Source organism: Streptomyces sp. NPDC089915, assembly GCF_040684675.1.
Taxonomy (GTDB): Bacteria; Actinomycetota; Actinomycetes; order Streptomycetales; family Streptomycetaceae; genus Streptomyces.
The window spans coordinates 1-2,224 of sequence record NZ_JBFBGN010000311.1 but is presented as its reverse complement, the minus strand read 5'-3'; the positions used below and the strand labels follow the sequence as shown (position 1 = coordinate 2,224).

The window sequence follows — 2,224 nt, the reverse complement described above, 5'->3', positions numbered from 1 at the left end:
CGCCGAGTTGGTCGATCTTCTTGACCTTGTTCTTCGTCGGGTCGGCCGGGTCCGCGCCCCCGTCGGCCTTGAGGTACCAGCGGGACAGGGTTCCGCCCTGGGAGTGGCCGACCAGGTCCACCTGGCCGGAGCCGCTGGCGGCGAGCACCTCGTCCACGAAGGCGGCCAGCTCCTTCGAGGACTTCCTGATGTCTCCGTACCCCTTGACGGTCGGGGCGACGGCCACCCCGGCGTCGTCGGTGTCGCCGAAGTCGAGGGCGTAGACGCAGAAGCCCTGGGCCTTCAACTCGGGGGACAGCCGGGCCCAGTTGTTGTAGCGGTTCTCGTACGTCCCGTGGACCAGGACGACCGGACGCGGGTGGGCGGCGTCGGGGCGGCAGTTCCAGTCGTTGGCACCCGGCGGATCGATGTCCAGGTGGAGGATCGAATGGACCATGGCGGGAAAGAAGTTGTCCTGCTCGGGCCCGGTCTCCGCCGCCGCGGACGTGGAGGTGGCCAGGACCGTCGCCGCGGCGACGGCACAGACGGCGCTGACGTATCCGGGTGTGTGCAAGACGGCTCGCCTCACGATTCCCCCTGAGAGAAGCATCTCGTCGATTGGATAGCGGCAGTATCCAATAGGCGTGGTCAGTTCGATAGTGGTAGGAGGGAGATGGCCGAAACGGACTCCTCGGACAGCCACCACCACCGGTGCCGGGTGACGTGTACCCGGCCACGACGGTGGCGGTGAGCGGACCGGGGGGGTGTCAACGCGGGCGGGAAGCGTCGGATTCGCGCATACGGTGCAGGGGCTTCGGGGCCGGTGCCGGTGACGCGCCGCACGTTCCCTGCCCGATGGCCCGGGAGCTGCGGATCGGCGCAGGAGGTCCTCACGTGTTCGAGCACGGCGGCGGGATCGCGGGGGCGTAGCGCTCCGGTCAGGCGTTGCCCCTCCAGCCCGGGCCGAGTTCAGACGTCCCGGGCTCCCGCGAAGCCAGGCCGGCGGGCGGCCGGTCTGGACAGTCGTCGCGCGGCACCGGACGATTGCGCGACGGCACGGCACGGGATCCGGGGGGATGCGATGGGTGCGGAGAACAGACGGCCTTGGGAGCGCTCGGAGGACGAGGGGTCTCCGGGCGGTGGCTCCGGCGGCGGTCCGGCTCGGCCTCAGGTGCCCCCTCCGAACTTCCCTCCGGGGGCGGGAATGCCCCCGCTGGTGCAGAGGCTTCGCGTGCTGATGACGGTGCTCGGTGTCGCCGAGGCGGTCTCCGGGCTCTACCTGGTCACCAACAGCCTCTCGGTGGCGATATCGGTCTGGGGTGACGAGGGTGTCTCCCAGCGGTGCTGCCGGACACAGGGCGAGGCGCACGCGGGCCTCGTCACCTTCGCCGGTGTCCTCCTGCTGGCGGTGGCCGCCTGGGGGATCCTCACCGCCCTGCAGTTCCCGACCAGGAAGCCCGGTCTGCGGATCTCCGCCCGCGCCTACTGCTGGACGGTACTCGCCCTCGCCCTGCCGCTCTTCGCGCTGATTCCGTTCCTCGGGCTCCTGCTGCTGGGGGTCGCCATCGTCGCCCTGGCATGGACCAACGACCGGGACATCCGAACCTGGTTCTCTGACGGGCGGTTCGGCGCCGCGGGAGAGTGACTGCCGGGTACGTGGGCCGGGCCCTACTCCCCCGTGACCCGTGTTGATAGCTTCGGGATCATGGGGAGAAACGCCTGGGTGACCAGGTCTTTGGGCGGGGGTGCGCTGCTCTTCGCGGTGCTGGCCTTGTGGATGCTCTTGTTCGACTTCGGCGTCTCGGTCTACCGGCCGGACGTGGCCGTGCTCGGCGCGATGGCCTTGGCGCCGGCCGCCGGGTGGGTGTGGTCGGCTTCGCGTCCGATCCAGGTCATGCCGCCGAGGCAGGTCGAACCCGTGCCCGCGCCACCGGCGAAGCTGCCCTGGAAGCGGCCGTTCCGGGACTTCCTCCCCCTGCTGCTGGCCGTGACGGTGGTACTGCCCCTCACGGCCGTGCTCACCGAGCTGGTCTCGCGCCCGGACGGCGAGGACCTGAAGCGGATCGCGGCCATACAGAAGGCCGGCGCCCAGGTGGGACGGGGCACCATCGTCGAGCTCCACCGGGTGAGGTCCGGGAAGAACAAGGAGGTCGCGGACACCGCGCAACGTCCCCGACGAGGTGCTACCTGGACGGCCGGCCTTCTGGCGGTGTGCAGCACGTTGTGCCTGGCTCTGCTGATGGTC

Annotated in this window: 3 protein-coding genes; 2 read left to right on the top strand and 1 reads right to left on the bottom strand. The window is 70.3% G+C overall.

The genetic code is table 11. From position 1 onward, the window contains the following. A partial coding sequence (locus AB0O29_RS35240) for an alpha/beta fold hydrolase (protein WP_365160340.1) occupies positions 1 to 553 on the bottom strand: 553 nt, incomplete at its 3' end. A 642-nt stretch (positions 554 to 1,195) separates the two neighbouring features. On the opposite strand from AB0O29_RS35240, the gene AB0O29_RS35235 reads away from it, so the two are divergent. Then, positions 1,196 to 1,624, top strand: a complete 429-nt coding sequence (locus AB0O29_RS35235) for a hypothetical protein (protein ID WP_365160337.1) — start codon at positions 1,196 to 1,198, stop codon at positions 1,622 to 1,624. Between the two features lie 78 nt (positions 1,625 to 1,702). Continuing rightward, the coding region (locus AB0O29_RS35230; RefSeq protein WP_365160334.1) for a hypothetical protein at positions 1,703 to 2,224 on the top strand (522 nt) is incomplete at its 3' end.